The following is a 17,288-nucleotide window of genomic DNA, read 5'->3' as shown; positions in this document are numbered from 1 at the left end:
GAGGACCGTCCTCATGCTTCCTTTTCACTTTCCGCCCAACGATAGAAAATATAACGGACGGAAACTAATCCAACTGCTATAAATACACCAATTACATCAGCAGCTATGTCGTATATATCTGCACCCCTGCCAAAGAAGGGTTGCAGGAACTCCGTAAAGATGGCAAAGGTAATGGCTATTACAATAAATAGTCCCTTCTCCTTAATGACTTCCAGTAATAGACATGTCAACACAAAGAACATCATAAAGTGCCCTGTCATCTCAAACTTGCTCACATTTACCGGAGAATAAAGCTGAAATAAGCTACTCCAATCAGGTGTTGGTGTGAAAGAAAAACTTATATCAAAATTTTCAAATAGTGCATGAACATTACTTGTACATGTACAAATAAAAATAAAGATAATCCATAGAATAAGTAAAAAAATCATAATAATTCGACTCCCGCTATTTTCCATTATAGACGAAAACAGGAGATGTCATACAATTGGAAGCATGGGGCATTCCGTAGCATTTTGGCATAGTTTTTAAATCACTTAGCGAGAAAAGAAAAAATGGGAACACGGTCTACATATGACCAGGTTCCCATTTTTATATACTGAAGCCAATATTTAAGTAGCAGCACCTAATTGATTCAAGGGTAATAAGTCAGCTCCCCAAAATCAAACCTTTTCCAAATACAGCTTCTATTTAACCAATAACATCTCTTTACTGAAAAGATCTAATAATTCTTTTGCACTATAAAGTACCTTATCTGGCTTAACACTGTCATCCGGCATGTTTCTATTTCGATGATTCATCCATACCGCATGCCAGCCTGCTTGTTTTGCACCTACCATATCATTCGCAAAAGAATCACCAACATAAACGGTTTTTCCCTTGTCTAATCCAAGTTTATTCTCAAGAACCGTAAAAACTTCTATAGATGGTTTCGCATGACCAATTGCACCTGATATAAAAGTATTCTCTTCAGGAATCCATCTATCCAGTTTCAGTTGATTTATTTTCATCGATTGATGCCCCTCGGCTCCGTTTGTAAGGATTGCAAGCTGCTTATTATTCTCTACAAGCAGATCCAATAGCTCGATCACTTCATCAAATAAGGCGATTCTTTGCTGCTCAGCTACATAGGCTTCTTGGAAATCCATTGCCTCCTGATCTGTCATATCAATGCCAACCTCAGCACATGCATCTTTCATACGACGTATATGCATTTCCCTAATCGTTATTTTACCCGCTACTTGTTCATCAAATAGCGCATCACTATACTTGCGGCTTATAATATAAAGATTATCCAATTCCTGATCAGTAAAAGTCTTATCAATCATTTTCTTACATGTATTTTTAAATGATGCTGCTTGATCGTATAACGTATCATCCACATCAAAAATAATAGTATCCATTCTATCAACCTCCCCTACAATCATACTATAATTCATAGTGAAGGAGAAGCACGGGAAAGGTTCTTTTGCTTCACTTGCTTCACAAAAAAAAGAAGCATGAGAACCGTCCCCATGCCTCCACTGTCTTATTTTGATGATGAAATAGTTTTGTTCTTTTTCTCTTTGTTTATTTGTAACTTGAGGAGGTCCAGGAAATGGTCGTCTCTTGTATTGATGGCTTTTTCACCATTATCATCATAGTTGTAGAAACCTTGATTCGTTCGAATGCCGTGTTGATCATTTTCTACCATTTCTTTTAAGAAAGAAGGAACATCTCTTGTATTTGATAGATCTTTCATAATGTTACCAACCATAGCTTCTGTTGTTTGCAGACCGGCTAAATCCTGACTTTCCATTGGACCGCAGAACGCCCATTTAAAGCCCATGCTTCCTTTCATAGCGATATCGATATCTTCAGCCGTAGCTACTCCCATTTCCATTAAGTGGAAGGCCTCACGAAGCATCGCTACTTGAACACGGTTAACGATAAAGCCTGTAATCTCTTTTTTTAGAACTACTGGGGATTTTCCGATTTCCTTCATTAAATCATAAGTTGTGTTCACAATCTTTTCATCTGTCTTCTCGAATTGAACAATTTCCACAATTGGTACAAGCTGTGGTGGGTTAAAGAAGTGAGTAATTATAAATCTTTCCGGATGCTTTGCTTCCTGAGTTAATTCTTCCAATGGAAATGTAGATGTATTCGATGAAATAATCGTTTTTTCAGAGACAACGCTTTCAATAATTTCATATGTTTCTAGTTTTTGTTCAAGAACTTCTGGAATGGATTCAAGAATAAAGTCAGCGCCCTGAATAGCTTCAAGCAAATCTGTTGTGTATGTGATCCGGGCTAATGTCTTTTCCATTTCATTCTGAGTCAGCATTTCTTTTTCGACCATTATTTTCAAGCTATTTGTAATGAGTTCCCGTGCTTTTTCCAAGGATGTCTCGCGTCTGGCTCGAATACGTACATTTTTCCCTGCTTGGGCAAATAATTGTGCAGCACCATGTCCCATAATTCCTGCTCCAAGTACTGTGATATTTTCCATTTTAATACCCCATTTCATATAATCAAATTTAGCAACTGTATGTAGATAAGTAAGTAGCTTATGACTTATTAAATATTTAAGTATACACTCGATTTATACGTAAAAGAAACAAGTTGACTTTGTCTCATAGTATATGTAAATTACTTCTAGGTAAAGGTGGTTGTTCCTCTATAAGGAACGCCATGTATATTATTCCCACTTTTTTCTTTTTCTGAATAGATGGAAGCATGGAGTTGCCTCCTTTTTAAGGAGTTTTTGGCTGCAATTCGTTAAATCATCGATTATACCTTGTCCTTCCACTATTTTATTATTATAATTAAAGTGATTAAATTGTATAAACGTTATATTATCAAAGGAGTTTTGTCCATGAAGCTAACGTACAAAGGAAAAACAAAAGATGTCTATGAATTGGAAGATGGAAATTACCTGCTTCAATTTAAAGATGATGTCACTGGTACAGAGGGTGTTTTTGATCCGGGAGCAAATACAGTTGGACTAACATTGGAAGGTGCTGGCCGTGCTGGGTTACGATTAACGAAATACTTTTTTGAAACTTTAAAGGAAAAAGGGATTCCAACCCATTATATTGATGCCGATATCGAACAGGCGACCATGACTGTTAAACCTGCTGAAGTTTTTGGAAAAGGTCTTGAAGTAATTTGCAGATACCGTGCAGTTGGGAGTTTCCTGCGCAGATATGGTTTGTACGCTGAAGAAGGACAACCACTTGATGCTTTTGTGGAAGTTACTTTAAAAGATGATGATCGCGAAGATCCGCCAATAAGTGAGGATGCTTTGGACATGCTTGGCATTTTATCCAAGGAAGAATACAAAGAGTTAAAGAACCTCACACAGCAAATTGCAAATGTGGTCAAAGATGAACTTGCTAAAAAAGGCATCGATTTATATGACATTAAATTTGAATTTGGACGAACTGGCGAGGACAAACAAATTGTTCTTATTGATGAAATCTCTGGTGGAAACATGCGCGCATATAAAGACGGAGAGTATATCGAACCATTAGAACTGGAAAAACTATTCCTATAAACAAAAGGCTGGCCATGAAATTGGTCAGCCTTTTTTAAAAACAAACAAAATTATTCTTCATTCGTTATCTTTCACTTCTTCTCCACTTCAATCAGAAAATGTTCGTGCTAAACGGATTATTTACACCTATATCCCACACTCTACTTTAGTTTATTTATCCATCTAGTTCTTCTTTCCATTTCGAACAAACAAGCTGCTTTCATTAGCTGCAAAATGCATTCGTAATATCATTTCAAAACCACTTCTTTTGCAGAATATATTTGACTTGATAAATTTTATCGTTATGCCCCCTTTATGGATGATTGGAATAAAGCTATTACCTATTATATGTGAGTAGATTCGAATGCTTGCCTAAAAGGAAGCACGAGAACCGTCGCCGCGCTTTCTTAATACTTTGACAAAAATTTAAAGGTAATATAAAATCTATTAACCATACCATTTTAATGTGAATTAGGAGGCCATTCAATGAAACTATCAACAAAAATAACCCTCAGCTTGATAGTTGGGATCATCTTTGGTGTTATTTTAAATGTATTCTTTCCAACTATTGTTCCCGGGCTGGAACAATATGTTTTAACACCTGTTGGACAAATTTTCTTAAGGGGTATTCAATTTGTTGTTGTACCACTCGTTTTCACTTCACTTATTGTAGGTTTTTCAAGTATAAAGAATTCGGACAACGTTGGTAAACTTACATTAAAAATATTATCTTTGTATATCTTTACCAATATTATTGCACTTATAATCGGACTCGTTACAGCTCAAATTTTACAGCCAGGAAAAGCGGTTGATGCTATTAATGATACCGGTACACAAGAAGTTCCTGAAGGACAAAGCATTATAGACTGGCTAGTTTCAATTATTCCTACCAATCCTTTTGAGGCATTTTCATCTGGAAACATGTTGCAAGTAATTTTCACGGCAATCCTCTTTGTTATTGGGATTCACCTTGTTGGGGACAAAGCAACACCATTTGTATCCTTCGTAGAAAGTTTTCACAAAATTATAGAAAAGATTACATTAATCGTTTTAAAGCTATCACCAATTGGCGTTTTTGCGTTAATTAGTTCTGTTATAGCTACACAGGGATTTGAAATTGTTCAGAGATTAATCATGTATATTATTGGGTTAATTTTAGCAATTAGTATTATGCTTGTTGTTTATACATTAATATTAGCTATATTAAAAATTTCGCCATCTCATTTCTGGAAAAGTTTCCTGCCAACATTCGGTATTGCTTTTGGTACGGCCAGTTCAAACGCTGCATTACCGGTAGCAATGGAAAATGCAAAAAGTGGTTTTAGAATGAAGCAGGAAATTGCAAGTTTCTCCATACCTTTAGGAACTGCCTTAAAACGTGACGGTGCTTGTATCTTACAAGCTTTTAACGCACTGTTTGTTGCGCAATTATTTGATATAAACTTAACACCTTCTATTATTATTGCGATTGTTATAAGCGCGGTAGTTGTATCGTTCAGTACAGCAGGGGTTCCTGGTGCTGGTATCATTATGATGTCAACGGTGTTAACAGCTGCAGGTCTGCCGCTAGAAGGAATCGCTCTCGTTGCTGGGGTCGATCGCTTAACAGATGGATTTAGGACGTTATTAAATGTTGTTGGGAATGTGGCAAATGCAACGATATTAGACAAATGGGAAGCAAAAGACACAAAGAGCAGATAATCCATGAATTAATCCATAGAGAGTAACCAAAATTACCGGCACTGCATCCTCTATTAAAACTAAAAATCAGAAAAAGCACGGGGACGGTTCTTTTGCTTCCTTCATATCAAAAAAAGAAGCATGAGAACCCATGCTTCTTTTTTATGCCGAGTGCCGGCTATTCTTTTCTGGATTACTTTTTTTCTGCTTCAAGTATTGCCATACTCCTCGCATTTCTCCTATTGTAATCGCCAAAAGAATGAGAATTACGCCAGCCCATCTTGATAGTGAAATATGTTCGGACAGCCCTATCGCCGCAACGATTACGGATACAGGTAATTCTATAGACCCTAAAATCATTGCTAAACTACCAGACAGATGCGGTGTCGAAATAGCAAAAAGTAACGGTGTTAAAATTAATCCACAAATGGCTACTCCTGCTGCATAAATCCATATATTGCCTCCCAACACGCTTTCATTTAGCGTTAAATGTGGTGGGAAAACAATAAATGTTAATATACCTGCACCTGTGATCATAATTGGTGTCCGGACTGTTGCTGGAATATCAACAGCTACACGTCCGCTGACAAAAACGAACGCTGTATATGAGAATGCAGAACCAATCCCTAGAGCGAACCCGATCAGTGAAATATCGGACATTCCTCCGTTCATTACCCCCGCCGCAAAAAATACACCAACTAAGGTTAACAGTACAGATAGTACAGTTTTTTTATTCGGCTTTTTCCTATTAAATACCCATTCAAACAACACGCCAACCCACACGAATTGAAACAGTAATACAACAGCGAGTGAAACTGGTAAGTACTGCATCGCACCGTAATAAAGAATACTTGTTAAACCAGTGAAACTGCCGGCGATTATCAACGAAATCACAGTTTTTACTGTAAGCTTCCGAAGCACCCACGGGTAACGTTTAATGGACAGGATTCCAATAATCCAAAGAATCGCTAATGCGATGATAACCTGTACAACATTGATTTCTCCCAGGCTCCATCCTTCCGCATAGCCCAATTTTATAAATAACGGATTGAGTCCGAAACAACTAGCACCTATAATAAAAATAATCATCGCAGTGTTTCGCTTCATTTCATCCCCTCCAGTAGTTTCAAGACATATGGTTAATCCACAAAAAAATAAAATAGTCCAACCTATCTATAATAGCATATTTCCGGATAGTTTTCTTGTTTTTCTAGAAGCATGGGGACGGCTCTTTTGCTTCCTCTACAAGAAAAAAAGGAAGCATGAGAACCGTCCCCATGCTTCCTTGACTGACATTATCCTGCTTGTTCTTTTAGATCCTTCTTCGTTGCTTTTTGCTTTTTCTTCAATAAGCCGCCAAATCCAATTCCTATTGCATGAAACATTCGGTAGACTGCAGGAATTAAGACGAGTGTGATCATGGTTGCAAACAATAATCCAGATATAATCGCAGTTGCCATCGGTGCCTGATAATTACCCGTAGTACCTGTGGCAAGTGCAAGTGGTAACATGCCGCCAACTGTCGTAAATGTCGTCATAAATATTGGTCGGATCCGGTCCTTACCAGCCCTGCTTATCGCTTCATTTACCGAAGCACCTTCTTTACGCAGCTGGTTAGTCCGGTCAATTAAAAGAATTGCATTATTTAGCACAATACCAATGAGCATAATGATTCCCATTCCTGACATCATACTAAGTTCCCGTTGCGTCATAAATAAACCTAAAATCACACCAACAATCGTCATTGGAATGACAGACATAACAATAATTGGATGTGCCAAATGATTAAATTGCACTGCCATGACCAGGTAAACGAGGAAGATGGATATGGCGAGAACCATTACCAAATCGGAAAGGAGTTCTTGCTGTGTTTCGAGATCCCCTCCAGCAGAAATCGTGTACCCAGATGGAATTTCAAAATCATTAATAAGATTTTGAATTTCTCGATTGACTGTCCCCAAATCGGTATTTTCAATATCAGCAGAAACCGTTATATATCGCTCCCCATCAATATGAGAGATTTCATTCGGTGTATCCATATTTTGTAATGACACAAAATCGGATAGGGTCCTTTCCCCTTCAGGCGTCAGGATTTCCAACTCAAGCAAATCATCTTCATTAACTAATTCTTCATTCCACTTCACAACTAACGGGACGCTTGCATCGCTGATTGCAACTTCACCAATCGGCATATCAAGAAATGCCTCCTGTATAAATTGACGAATCTGGATTTCTGAAACCAAAGCATCCTCCATCGCCTCTTCATTTAGTTCTACTACCTTTTCAATGGAAGTCCGTTCCATTGAATTAGTAATACCAGTAAGCCCCTCCATACTTTCAAGCTCATTTGAAAAATCATCCACGATCGCTTGCATTTCTTCAAAATTTTCACCTTTAATCTGCAGTTGAACAGGCTGCCCTGTATTTACAGACATGGCACTCTGCACACTTTTTATTGGGTGATCTTCTTCCAGCTCTCGCAAGGAACTTAAAATCTCTTCATTCACTTCTTTCTGTTCTCTTGTTATCTCGTCCTCCTTGGTCATATTAATCAACGTATAGAACATCGATCCATCATCAATAATATAACTTGTTTCTACATCATCAATGGCAGCTAATGTTTCATTTATTGTCATTGCAGCTTCTTCTTTCTCTTCTGCAGATACACCTGTCTCGAGATCAATCATTAATTCCGCATACCGATTTAACATATCCGGCATGATGGTCATTGGAATCTTAGTAACAAGAAACATGGAACCAGAAAACATGAGGAAAAAGATAAAAATCATTGCAAAGCTGTTTCGTTTCTTTTTCACAACCCATGATACGAGATCCCCATACCCTTTGACTATTCGTCCTTCTTTTCCAATATTCTTTTTACGAATCTTAAGGAATCTCTCAGATAATGATGGAATTAAGGTAAAGGCAACAATAACAGAACTAATGAGCGTAATGGCAACAACGACAGATAGGATTACCATAAACTGCCCGATATCCCCACCCATTAACCCAATTGGCAAAAATACAACAATCGTAGTCAGCATCGAAGCAATAACTGCTGAAGTTACTTCCTTTGTACCTTCAAGCACTGCGTTCAACGGTTTTAATCCTTGTTCTTTTTTCTTGTAAATCGACTCCAGTACAACAATCGACGAATCAACCATCATTCCAACACCTAAGCCAAGGGCAATAAGTGAAAGCATATTAAAGCTGTAATCTAAAATCCACATCGTGATAAACGTTAGTAGGATAGAAGTTGGAATGGAGATTCCGATAATAACCGTCGCCCGAACATTACGTAAAAACAACAGTAAAATAACAATTGCAACTATACCCCCAATAAGGATATTATTTGTGATTCCATCAATCGATTCTTTTACATAGTCCGCTTGGGCAACGAGCTCATTTAATTCAACATCCTCGACTAGGCCTTCATCTCTTATCAGCTGAACTTCTTCACGTATCGCCTCTGCCATATCGATTTGTGTCACAGCAGCATTTCGAGCAATCTGAACAAAGATAAAATCCTTTGTCCCATCTTTCCATACATAAGAAGTATTTTCTAATGGCTGTTTGGAAATATCTGCAACTTCATGTAATGCAATAAAACCTGCCTCTGTTGGGATTTTAATATTTTCCACATTTTCAATCGACGTTAATTCGGTTTCCCAACGAATAGAGGGCTGCGCACCTTCCTCTTGTACTTCCCCTAATGTCGCCTCTGTATTGGTCTCCTGGATAATCGAGATAACTTGTGAACTATCCAAACCAAATTCCAGCAGACTTTCCCGGTCCAATTCGATACTCATTTCATATTCCTGTATTCCCATGAGAGAAACATCTCTTACTTCAGAGAGCTCCTCCAAACGAGGTTGGAGAACATCCTGCGCAAATGCTGTAAGGACATCTATATCTCCATTTGAAACATCCATAAAAAACTCATAATTTCCGCTCATGCTCATTTGATCTGCTATTACTTCTGTAACCCCTGACACATCAGAAGTAACAGCATTGGCAATTGATTCAATCTCTTTTGAAACATCTTCACCTTGCCCTTTTGCAATCGTAATTTGCAAACTGCTTTGTCCAATCATGCTGGTGGAATAGATTTCTTCCACACCATCAATCCCTTGAATACTTTGTTCGAGTGGAGTAGTAATGGTTCTTTCTACTTCAATTGCAGCCATATCCCCAGCGCTCACAGCAATATATGCTCCATCAAACTCCACAGGTGGCATAAGCTCTTCATCAAGCTTTGTTAATGAATATCCCCCTAAGATTAGTACTAGTACCGTCACCAAACCAACTAGAATTTTTCGATTAACAATAAACTTCAGCAAGTTCTCCCCGTCCCTCATCTATATTTTTAAAGCCCTAAATAGTATAATCGAAATATAATTGCAATAGTTGAAAAACAGCAATAATTTACAATAACTTAAATTAACGCCGTCTTACCAGTGCCTGTCACTCCCCGGCTTTTGGCGAAATATATCGAAAGGGAACCGTCCCCATGCTTCCTTGACAATCTAGTGTTTAGGCAATATAATTAGTGCAACTAATAATTGAATAATAAACTTTATCAAGAGTGACCGAGGGAATGGCCCTTTGACGTCCGGCAACCCCCATGGCCTGGGAAGGTGCTAAATCCTGCAGAATATTTCATTCTGAAAGATAATCGTTGTACATATGTCAATGCCCTTTCAGATGAGAGGGCATTTTTTAATTCAGTAAATCAATGAAGCAATATGAGCAGAGCTGCATTTTTCCTGAAAACTTCAACTGCTTTACAACTAGAAATGAGGGAAGCTTATGATTGAGATTCGTAATTTAACAAAAGTTTATCATACGAATAAGAGAGAAATAAAAGGCGTAGATAACGTCTCTATAACCGTGAATGAGGGAGAAGTATACGGGATTGCCGGATATTCTGGTGCTGGAAAAAGCTCCCTTCTCCGTTGTATCAATTTACTGGAGAAACCAACCATTGGAAAAATAAAAGTCGATGGCTCTGATCTTACCTTATTAAACAAAAGTGATTTGCGGCTTGCACGGCTTAAAATCGGAATGATCTTTCAACATTTTAATTTGGTCAGTCAAAAAACGGTAGCGGAAAATATTGCATTTTCACTAAAGGCTGCCAAATTACCAAAAGAGGAAATGAAGGTTAGAGTTGATGAATTGCTGGACATGGTTGGTCTCACAGACAAGCGCGATGTTTTCCCAGGCCAGCTAAGCGGTGGGCAAAAGCAGCGGGTTGGAATTGCCAGAGCATTGGCAAATAATCCAAAAGTGTTGTTATGTGATGAAGCAACTTCTGCACTGGACCCAACGACAACAAAATCGATTTTAAACCTATTAAAAAAAATTAACCGAGAGTTGAACATCACCATTGTAATCATCACTCATGAAATGGACGTCGTCAAAGACATCTGTCATCGGATGGCGATTATGCAGGATGGCAGAGTTGTTGAAGATGGTCCTGTCTATGATGTATTTTCTAATCCAAAAGAGGAATTGACGAAAGAGTTTATTTCCAGTGTCGTTTCCTTTGAAATCCCGGAGACAATTTTAAAACATGTAAAAGGCACGATTGTTAAGGTACTTTTCCGAGGCGATGTAGCTGGTGAAGGGGTCATTTCAGGTACGCTAAAGAAATTTAATGTAGAAGGAAATTTCCTCCATGGTTCCATCGATTATATTCAAGATTTGCCACTAGGAATCTTTGTGATGGAATTAGTTGGTGAATCAAATGAAATTCAGAAGGCTTTACAATATATTGAAAAACAATCTGCTCAAGTTGAGGTGATTCGCAATGGAATTTGATGTTAATCATTTAATCGAATTTATTCCAGAAATCAATTCTGCCTTTTTAGAAACGTTATATATGATTTCCATTGCACTTGTTGTTGCAATTATCATTGGACTCCCATTAGGAATATTAATCTTTATTACTGATAAAGGCCTATTTCTGGAAAACCGGGTTGCCAATCAAATCTTAGGTTTTATTGTCAATCTCATACGTTCCATTCCATTTATTATTCTTTTAGTGGCCCTAATTCCATTAACCGTCGCTCTCGTAGGTTCCATGATTGGACCTACAGCGGCAAGTGTTTCCTTATCTGTAGCAGCTATTCCCTTCTTTGCCCGCTTGGTAGAGTCCGCACTTCGGGAAGTTAATTATGGCGTCATCGAAGCAGCGATTGCTGCCGGTGGAACACCATGGATGATCATTAAAGATGTTATTCTTCCTGAAGCAAAGGCAGGAATCATCTCTGGAATCACGATAACGATTGTCAGTTTAGTTGGGACATCTGCCGTTGCAGGAACCCTTGGCGGTGGTGGTATTGGCGACTTAGCAATACGATTTGGTTACTACCGTTATGATGACACCATCATGATTACAACCGTTATTATTCTAATTATTTTCGTTCAAATCATACAACTTGCCGGCGATAAAATTGCTAAAGTTGTTAATAAAAAATAAAAGTAGATATGTCCTTTCCATAAGGGCAATCTAATTTTAATAACATAAAAAGGGGTAAAGACAAAATGAAAAAGACATTATTAGGACTAGTATTAATACTTGTAATTGGGTTACTTGCTGCATGTGGTGGCAGTGACAATGAAGATAGCAGTTCAAATGGTGAAGGAGAAGCAACAAAAGATATTAAAATCGGCGCAACACCAGGACCATACAGCGATATGACAACAAAAGCTTTAATACCAGGACTCGAGGAAAAAGGATATACGGTTGAAGTTGTTGAATTTAGTGATTATATCCAGCCAAATAATGCCTTAAATCAAGGGGATATTGATGCTAACCTATTCCAGCATACGATTTACTTGGAAAATTTTGAAGTAGAAAATGAAATGGACTTAACCGCATTAACTACTGTACCAACTGCACCAATGGGAATTTATTCGAATGTATACAATTCCATAGACGAAATTGAAGATGGGGCAACTATCGCGGTTCCAAATGACCCAACAAATGGTGCGCGCGCATATAACACGCTTCAAGATGAAGGTCTAATCGTCATTGATGAAAATGCTGATGAGTTAAAAGTTTCTGAGCAAAACATTGTAGAAAATCCAAAGAATTTAGAATTCCAGCCAATCGAAGCAGGTCAATTACCTCGCGCTGTGGAAAGTGCTGACCTTTCTACTGTTCCTGGTAACTTTGCATTAGCAGCAGACATGGATCTACTGGATGCAATAGCACTTGAAGACATGGATGATTCGTATCGTAATGTAGTTGCAGTAACTGCTGAAAATGAGGATAGCCAATTAGCAAAAGATATTCTAGAGGTAGTTGAATCTGATGCATTTGAACAAGTTATCGATGAAGAATTTGAAGGCTTTGGTAAACCTGCTTGGATGACAGAATAAATGATAAGATTACGAAATTCATGAAAAAGGGCCAGAATTAAATCTGGCCCTTTTTCTGCATTCATTAATCTTCTTAGAAGTTTTTAATGCTTTATAAAGTTGAAGATCTGACACCAAATGAGGAAAGAAAAGATGTTCCTCGGACAACAACAACTACAAATCTACTTAAGATTCGGATTGTGCTTGCTGTGTTAATATTGCACTTTGAACTTGGCTAACCGCTGTTTGGGCAGAGGCTATTTCGGAAGAAGCTTGTTTAATTGCTGCTTGGGCAAGTGCCTGGTCCGATGTAGACTTTTCAATTGCTTGTGTTAACAATTCCTGTGTTAATGTTACATTTGCTTTTGCTTGTGTCAGTTGATTTAAATCAATTTGTTGTTGAGTCATCAAAATCCCCTCCTCAGTAATATTAATTACAAGTTTATCTTCTGCAGTTTTTTAAAATATATTAACCATTTCATTTTTGATTTTAGGTTCCACTTGATTTATTACGTTTAGGATAACAACAACTACGAAAAAGTTTTACTAAAAGAACTTTCAACGATTACACTTCCATCAATCTGCTGATACAGTAACTGATTACCGTGTTATTAAAATTCATTTTCATTGTTAGCTATTTAAATAATAGGTTGACAATTACTTTAAAATGAAATATTCTTATTTTTAACAATAAATGAATTAAATTGTAAAATTTTCAGCTGGTTTGCAGCAGAAAGGAGGAAAAACCATCAAATTAAAGGCGCAAGATATTACATTGGCGGGATTATTCGCTTCATTAATGGCAATCGGAGCAAATATAACCGCTTTTATTGTTGTCGGAGGAGTACCGATTACCTTAACTACATTTTTCAGTATTTTATCAGGTCTTCTACTTGGAAGCAGATTAGGAGCCATTTCCATGACAGTGTATGCCTTGATTGGACTAGCCGGAGCCCCGGTATTTTCTCAATTCTCAGGTGGCCCATCATCCATAATTACACCAACTTTCGGGTTTATTTTATCCAATATTCTTGTTGCCTTTGTTGCAGGAAAAATGGCAGAGAAGAAATCTTCAAAAACAAACTTTATTATGGCCGCATTATCAGGAATGACTATTAACTATGTTTTTGGAACAACTTGGATGTACTTTGCTTATCAGCTATGGTTTGGTGCGCCAGAAGGATTTAGTTATGCGATTGCATGGTTATGGATGGCTGCTCCACTTCCAAAAGATATTATCTTCTCTTGTTTAGCTGGTGTACTGGCATTTCGGCTTCACGGAAAAGTTTACAAATCGAGAAATGTAAAACATAAGACAACTGCTTAATTATGAGACTCTTTACTGGAAAATGGGTTGGATGATTAGTTGTAAAAAGTTTACGAACAAATTTGGGATCGAGCACTCTGTTCATCTATTGGGTTGAAAAAGGATAATATAGGCAGTTGCTCGGGTCAAATTCACAAATATTTTTTTAAAAAGGGAGAATAAAAATATGATGAATGATTGGTTTGGTATGGCAGATCGAGTGTTAGCAGGCGAGGAAATAAGTGATGATGAAGCACTTTCAATTCTAAATTGTCCAGATGATGAATTACTATTGCTACTTCAGGGATCATATAACATTAGACGTCATTATTACGGGAATAAAGTGAAATTAAATATGATTATTAATGCGAAATCAGGTCTTTGTCCGGAAAACTGCGGATATTGTGCTCAATCCTCCATATCAACCGCACCTGTAGATAAGTACACATTCGTAAATAGAGTGTCACTGCTAAGTGGTGCAGAGCAAGCAGATCGGCTAAATGCAGGAACATATTGCATTGTTGCGAGCGGAAGAGGGCCAAGCAAACGGGAAGTGGATACAGTTGCTTCTGCGGTCAAAGAAATTAAGGATAAATATGATTTGAAAGTATGTGCTTGTATGGGAATTTTGAAGCCGGAACAAGCCGAGCAATTAAAGGATGCTGGTGTTGATCGTTATAACCATAATATCAATACATCCAAAGCTCACCATCCGAATATTACAACTTCACATACATATGATGACCGTGTGGCAACAGTTAATACGGCAAAAGAAGCAGGTATTTCACCATGTTCTGGTGTGATTGTTGGTATGAAGGAATCACAAGAAGATGTGATTGATATGGCAAGAACTCTTAAAATTCTTGATGCCGACTCTATCCCGGTAAACTTCTTACACGCGATTGATGGCACACCATTAGAAGGAACGGAAGAATTGCATCCGAATTATTGCTTGAAAGTATTGGCCCTATTTCGTTATATCAATCCTACCAAGGAAATTCGAATTTCGGGCGGGCGGGAAGTAAATTTGAGAAGTCTGCAGCCACTGGGACTTTATCCAGCCAATTCAGTCTTTGTTGGTGACTACTTAACGACAGCCGGACAGGATAGTACAGATGATCATAAAATGATTGAAGACCTCGGATTTGAAATTGATTATAGTCAAGTACGTGAAGAGCAAGTATAATCAAAAGGAAGCATGGGGACGGTTCCCATGCTTCCACTTTATAATTGATTGGTGTTCATCCTATTATCGGCTTGTATATCCAGCATCAGCGTGGATAACTGTTCCTGTAATGTATGACGATTGGCCGGAAGCTAACCATAGACTTGCTTCAGCAATTTCTTCAGGCTGGCCAAATCGTCCTAAAAGACTAAGTTGCGGCGCAAATTCCTCTTCTGTTTGCCCAGTTTCTTCCAATGCTCCCCTTAACATAGGAGTATCAATCGCACCTGGTGCGACGGAGTTAACACGAATATTTTTATCCCCATTCTCTAGTGCAGCAACCTTCGTCATTCCAACTACCCCATGTTTCGCTGCAACATAGGCAATATTATTTGGCTGTGGACGGAAACCACTTACGGAAGATATATTGACAATACTTCCGCCATCTCCTTGTTTGATCATTTGCTGTAATTCATATTTCATACATAATGCCGTTCCGGTAAGATCGATGGAGATTAGCTTATTCCAATACTCTTCATCAAACTCAGCTGCAGGGGCATTATCTGGTGTTAATGCAGCATTATTAACTGCCACATCAAGACGGCCATATTTCTCAACTGTTTTAGCAATCATGTCTTGTACTTGATCCGATTTAGATATATCAACTTTGACAAAATAGGCAGTCCCACCGTTTGCTTCAATTTCAGAAACGGCTTCTTTTCCTTTTTCTTCGTTGAAGTCTGCGATTACTACCTTAGCCTTTGCATCTGCAAAAAGCTTTGCTGTAGCAAGTCCCATTCCCATTGCTGAACCTGTTACAATAGCCACTTTACCTTCTAATACTGGAAATGTCATATAAATCCCTCCAATTTTTTTATATTAAACAGATGTAGCTCCTTGTCCACCATCGATTCTGTAATAAGATCCACTAATAAATGATGCCTTGTCAGAAGATAGAAATACCATTAGATCTGCAATTTCCTCGGCAGTTGCATACCGGTTTAATACGACCTTATTTTCAAACAACATAACGATGACTCTCCTTTTTTGTTAGAACAAATATGCTTATGTTTAACTGTTCCCTGATGATTGCCCCAGGAAACACTAGTATTTAAATATTCTACTTAGATTTATTACTTATTACCCGGCCGTATACCCACCATCTACCGTTAAACTACTACCACTCATGAATGATGAATCATCAGAAGCTAGGAATAATACAGCCTTAGCCATTTCTGCTTTACCAAGCCGTTTTAATGGTGTGGCTTGTGCTAAAGCTTCCTTGCTTTCTGCGCGATAATTGGTATTTCGAAACCATTGACTTATATCCCAGTCAATATGGATTATTTCACTCGTTATACGCTTTTGGATTTTGTGGACTCCTCAGGAATTGGATACATAATGATTTGAAGGAAAGCCAAGCAGAATTCACCGAAAAATTGGTTAATTTATCAAAAACATCTATTTATTTGTTTAGGTATATTTGGGATAGTTAGAAGCATACATCTGAATAAACCCTATTAGTTTATAACGGCGCATTTGGGGGAATAAAGCATTAACCAAATGAAAGTTCATGAATAATAGATGACAGGGTGTTTCATATGCAGACGAATGAACAATGTATTGTAATTGGAATAGCTGGTGGTTCAGGCAGTGGTAAGTCTACCTTTTGCAGCAATTTAGCTGAAGCTTTAAGTCAATTGAATGTGAAGACAATTGAGATGGATGATTATTTTAAGAAAGTAAAACCGAAAGTTGATGCCCCATATAATAAAGCGCAATACGATGATTATGATCATCCAAATTCCGTTGAGATTGACAAATTAAATGTTGACCTCATTCAGTTTATATCCTCAAAAAAGTTCGATGTGATTATAATTGAGGGCTTAATGGTGTTACATTTTGATGAGATTAGAGACAAACTTAACTTAAAATTATTTGTAGAATGTCCATCTGATGAAAGATTGGTCAGGAGATTAAAAAGGGATCGTGACTTGTTCACTTTTGACGAAATTACTTCGAAGTATCTTGATTTAGTCAGACACCGCCATAACGAGTTTATTGAGCCAACAAAATGGCATGCAGATTTCATCATTAACGGTTCTAATCCAACGCAAACCTCCTTGGATGCTGTCTGCAAATGGATATTGAATTAACTAGTTATCATATGGGTACATATCCAGAAAAGGGATATGTACCTTTACTTATAATGAAGGTACACTTTCCTTCTATCGCACTTTTCTTTCCCGCTTTCC

The 17,288-nt window shown here is 37.8% G+C and carries 17 protein-coding genes, 1 pseudogene and 1 riboswitch; of the genes and pseudogenes, 9 read left to right on the top strand and 9 right to left on the bottom strand.

The genetic code is table 11. From position 1 onward, the window contains the following. Nucleotides 1–11: 11 nt before the first annotated feature. The 3 genes from BV906_RS04620 to BV906_RS04610 form a co-directional block, all read right to left on the bottom strand. Nucleotides 12–428 (bottom strand): VanZ family protein, encoded by a 417-nt coding sequence (locus BV906_RS04620; protein ID WP_176330271.1) that lies wholly within the window; start codon nt 426–428, stop codon nt 12–14. Between the two features lie 255 nt (nt 429–683). Continuing rightward, entirely contained in the window at nt 684–1,400 is a 717-nt protein-coding gene (locus BV906_RS04615; RefSeq protein WP_087972281.1) for an HAD family hydrolase, read from the bottom strand. 125 nt (nt 1,401–1,525) lie between these two features. Continuing rightward, nucleotides 1,526–2,488 (bottom strand): 3-hydroxyacyl-CoA dehydrogenase family protein, encoded by a 963-nt coding sequence (locus tag BV906_RS04610; RefSeq protein WP_176330270.1) that lies wholly within the window; start codon nt 2,486–2,488, stop codon nt 1,526–1,528. A gap of 366 nt (nt 2,489–2,854) precedes the next feature. Between BV906_RS04610 and BV906_RS04605 the strand changes: the two genes are divergently transcribed. After that, on the top strand, nt 2,855–3,535 hold the full coding sequence (locus tag BV906_RS04605; RefSeq protein ID WP_087972279.1) for a phosphoribosylaminoimidazolesuccinocarboxamide synthase: 681 nt from the start codon (nt 2,855–2,857) through the stop codon (nt 3,533–3,535). A 465-nt stretch (nt 3,536–4,000) separates the two neighbouring features. Beyond that, nucleotides 4,001–5,215, top strand: a complete 1,215-nt coding sequence (locus tag BV906_RS04600; RefSeq protein ID WP_087972278.1) for a dicarboxylate/amino acid:cation symporter — start codon at nt 4,001–4,003, stop codon at nt 5,213–5,215. A gap of 141 nt (nt 5,216–5,356) precedes the next feature. On the opposite strand, the gene BV906_RS04595 is transcribed toward BV906_RS04600, so the two are convergent. Both BV906_RS04595 and BV906_RS04590 read right to left on the bottom strand, forming a co-directional pair. Beyond that, nucleotides 5,357–6,301: an EamA family transporter gene (locus BV906_RS04595; RefSeq protein ID WP_087972277.1), complete on the bottom strand. Its 945-nt coding sequence runs from the start codon at nt 6,299–6,301 to the stop codon at nt 5,357–5,359. Nucleotides 6,302–6,489: 188 nt separating this feature from the next. Continuing rightward, a complete protein-coding gene (locus tag BV906_RS04590) occupies nt 6,490–9,534 on the bottom strand; it encodes an efflux RND transporter permease subunit (protein WP_342744344.1) in 3,045 nt (1,014 codons plus the stop codon). A 233-nt stretch (nt 9,535–9,767) separates the two neighbouring features. Further along, a riboswitch (SAM riboswitch) is annotated at nt 9,768–9,872 on the top strand. A gap of 131 nt (nt 9,873–10,003) precedes the next feature. On the opposite strand from BV906_RS04590, the gene BV906_RS04585 reads away from it, so the two are divergent. The 3 genes from BV906_RS04585 to BV906_RS04575 all read left to right on the top strand — a co-directional run bounded on the left by BV906_RS04585 (nt 10,004) and on the right by BV906_RS04575 (nt 12,583). After that, nucleotides 10,004–11,017, top strand: coding sequence for a methionine ABC transporter ATP-binding protein (locus BV906_RS04585; protein WP_087972275.1), 1,014 nt, complete (start codon nt 10,004–10,006; stop codon nt 11,015–11,017). Continuing rightward, on the top strand, nt 11,007–11,678 hold the full coding sequence (locus BV906_RS04580) for a methionine ABC transporter permease (protein WP_087972274.1): 672 nt from the start codon (nt 11,007–11,009) through the stop codon (nt 11,676–11,678). Before BV906_RS04585 ends, BV906_RS04580 begins: the two co-directional genes overlap by 11 nt. A gap of 65 nt (nt 11,679–11,743) precedes the next feature. Continuing rightward, nucleotides 11,744–12,583 (top strand): MetQ/NlpA family ABC transporter substrate-binding protein, encoded by an 840-nt coding sequence (locus BV906_RS04575; RefSeq protein WP_087972273.1) that lies wholly within the window; start codon nt 11,744–11,746, stop codon nt 12,581–12,583. Nucleotides 12,584–12,748: 165 nt separating this feature from the next. On the opposite strand, the gene BV906_RS04570 is transcribed toward BV906_RS04575, so the two are convergent. Next, a complete protein-coding gene (locus BV906_RS04570) occupies nt 12,749–12,970 on the bottom strand; it encodes a hypothetical protein (RefSeq protein WP_087972272.1) in 222 nt (73 codons plus the stop codon). Nucleotides 12,971–13,361: 391 nt separating this feature from the next. Between BV906_RS04570 and BV906_RS04565 the strand changes: the two genes are divergently transcribed. Next, nucleotides 13,362–13,889 (top strand): biotin transporter BioY, encoded by a 528-nt coding sequence (locus BV906_RS04565; protein WP_245843981.1) that lies wholly within the window; start codon nt 13,362–13,364, stop codon nt 13,887–13,889. Between the two features lie 169 nt (nt 13,890–14,058). Next, the gene (gene bioB, locus BV906_RS04560; protein WP_087972784.1) at nt 14,059–15,054 is read left to right on the top strand and encodes a biotin synthase BioB; all 996 of its coding nucleotides are present in this window, start codon (nt 14,059–14,061) and stop codon (nt 15,052–15,054) included. 63 nt (nt 15,055–15,117) lie between these two features. Here bioB and BV906_RS04555 read toward each other — a convergent pair whose 3' ends face one another. From BV906_RS04555 to BV906_RS04545, 3 genes and pseudogenes are all read right to left on the bottom strand, one after another. After that, the gene (locus BV906_RS04555; RefSeq protein ID WP_087972271.1) at nt 15,118–15,888 is read right to left on the bottom strand and encodes an SDR family NAD(P)-dependent oxidoreductase; all 771 of its coding nucleotides are present in this window, start codon (nt 15,886–15,888) and stop codon (nt 15,118–15,120) included. 24 nt (nt 15,889–15,912) lie between these two features. After that, nucleotides 15,913–16,062: an SDR family oxidoreductase gene (locus tag BV906_RS04550; protein WP_087972270.1), complete on the bottom strand. Its 150-nt coding sequence runs from the start codon at nt 16,060–16,062 to the stop codon at nt 15,913–15,915. Nucleotides 16,063–16,173: 111 nt separating this feature from the next. Next, nucleotides 16,174–16,323, bottom strand: a pseudogene (locus BV906_RS04545) (SDR family oxidoreductase); the annotation flags it as partial. On the opposite strand from BV906_RS04545, the gene BV906_RS20220 reads away from it, so the two are divergent. After that, complete coding sequence (locus BV906_RS20220; protein ID WP_245843891.1) at nt 16,290–16,529, top strand: TetR-like C-terminal domain-containing protein; 240 nt, start codon at nt 16,290–16,292, stop codon at nt 16,527–16,529. The pseudogene BV906_RS04545 and the gene BV906_RS20220 overlap by 34 nt on opposite strands. 105 nt (nt 16,530–16,634) lie before the next feature. Continuing rightward, nucleotides 16,635–17,189 (top strand): uridine kinase family protein, encoded by a 555-nt coding sequence (locus tag BV906_RS04540; RefSeq protein WP_087972269.1) that lies wholly within the window; start codon nt 16,635–16,637, stop codon nt 17,187–17,189. Nucleotides 17,190–17,288: the final 99 nt, after the last annotated feature.

The sequence above is a fragment of the Oceanobacillus rekensis genome, assembly GCF_002153375.1.
Classification (GTDB): domain Bacteria; phylum Bacillota; class Bacilli; order Bacillales; family Amphibacillaceae; genus Oceanobacillus; species Oceanobacillus rekensis.
Note: the sequence above shows the minus strand (reverse complement) of the source record. Positions and strands in the feature narration are given on the sequence as shown.